This is a genomic window from Gelidibacter sp. (genome assembly GCF_035577925.1).
Taxonomy (GTDB): Bacteria; Bacteroidota; Bacteroidia; order Flavobacteriales; family Flavobacteriaceae; genus Gelidibacter.
On sequence record NZ_DATJCY010000165.1, the window covers coordinates 1 to 1,796 of the forward strand.

Consider the following 1,796-nt stretch of genomic DNA (forward strand, 5'->3'; position numbering starts at 1 on the left):
AGTCTTGGCCATAATCTTGGTCTTGCCCATGATTTTGTTCCTGGTTTAAATTTTGTCCTGGCTTCGTTTGCTTTTGCTCCTGATTTTGTTCCTGTGATTGTTCTTGTTTCCTTTCCTGTTCAAACTCTCTGGCTCTCTCTGGCAACTCTTTAACGCTTTCCACACTTCCGTTTTTCATAGTATTTTGATACTCGAATGATTCTTTAAAATCTCTCGAATGATTAAAACCTTTATCAAATGTATTTTCACTATTCTTGAAAAATTCTGTTCTATCAAAACCACCTTTAACTGCTCCTTTTCTTGTTCCTCTGTGGTTGGTCTGTGGAGATAGCTTTATTTTATTATTAAGGTCTTTTCTACTTACAATAATATGAGCGTGCATCTGCTCGCCTGTCTTTGTTCCTCGTGTGTGATGTATCTTCCCATAATACATTAAATCTTTTGCTTGTAAATCCTTTCCAAAGTTTTCAGCATATCGCTCCATTACTCCCTCGTTAATGTACTGTTTAAAATTTGCGCTTCTCTCTTGGGGAGTTCTACCCATTGATTTAATTTCTTTCTCGCTTGGACTAACAGTTATAACAAAAAATTTGCTGTCTTTTCTTCCTAGTTTAGCTTTGTTGTTGTCTATCTTATAAGTCGCTTCCCTTACAGATACTCGATCTTTATCATGCGTGAAAAACTGCTCTCTTTCTTGTCCGTTATTTATCCTGTCTAATTCTTCATGCTCTAAATAATTAGTTACTGCTATACAGCTTCCTGTATTTGCATACGTTCCACCCCCTCCACCTTGTATTTTTATATTCATAGTTTACTTAAATAATTTATTCAACAATCCGCTTTTGTTCTTTTCATCCATGTGCTGTGCTAACATTTGAATAGCTTTTTTCAATTCCTCTTGTTTCTCCTCTCTGTCTTTCTGCTGTTGTGTCATCATGAGTTTGTGTTGTTGTGCTTCTGATTCTACTTTTTTATTTATCTCTTTTGATTTCTCGTCAATCCTTTTATATATCATTGTTTGGTTGCCAACCATTGAGCCATTAATTTTATCTCTTCTTTGTTTTTCCTCTGCAAAATCTAACACTAAAGGTTTTATAAATTCCTGTTCCTGTTTCTTGAAGAATGCAAAGAAATGGTCTAATCTTTTTATTACTTTTTCAATTTCTGATTTTGGACTTTCATGTGATTTTGGATTAATTCCTTCTCTCTCAAAATAGGATAGAGAAAGAGTAATAAATTCCTTTTTTGATATATCATTAGCACGACAAAAACGTGTGAGTTTTTCGTTATCTCCCTGTGTTATTGTTACCGTAGTGTATTTGTTTTCTTTCATGTATTTGTATTATTAAATATATAAAACAATAGAACTTAGCTTTGATACAAAGGTAGTTATATCTTTTTATATTGCAATTTATATTATAAAAATAATTTATTATTTTTTAAACCCCTTATTTATAAGGGGTTAAGCTTCGCAGAACAAGAAGAACAAGGCTCTGCCTCGTTCCCTCTTGCTTTTTCTTTTTCCGTTTCTCTCCAAATGAAAAACGCTCCAAGCACAACGATAGTTGGGTTTGATCCAGAGTGTTTAAATTTGGGAGATCGGGGAAAGAAAACTATTGGAATTTCTAAGCAATCAGGTAAAGGATAATTTACCGCAATCGCTTATATCATTTTTTTTTTTGATTTTTCATTTTTTATTTATCGCATGAAAAACTATCTTCTGTTTCTTTGTTTTTTGCAAGCAGCACAAGGAAAGAATAAACAGAATAAACAAGGATTGTTTTTTTAAATACTCT

At 32.9% G+C, this 1,796-nt stretch carries 2 protein-coding genes; both read right to left on the reverse strand.

The annotated features are described in order from the left end of the window. A partial coding sequence (locus VNJ50_RS05810) for a DUF5712 family protein (protein ID WP_325579926.1) occupies positions 1–808 on the reverse strand: 808 nt, incomplete at its 3' end. Positions 809–811: 3 nt separating this feature from the next. Then, the gene (locus VNJ50_RS05815; RefSeq protein ID WP_325579928.1) at positions 812–1,333 is read right to left on the reverse strand and encodes a BfmA/BtgA family mobilization protein; all 522 of its coding nucleotides are present in this window, start codon (positions 1,331–1,333) and stop codon (positions 812–814) included. Between the last annotated feature and the right edge of the window lie 463 nt (positions 1,334–1,796).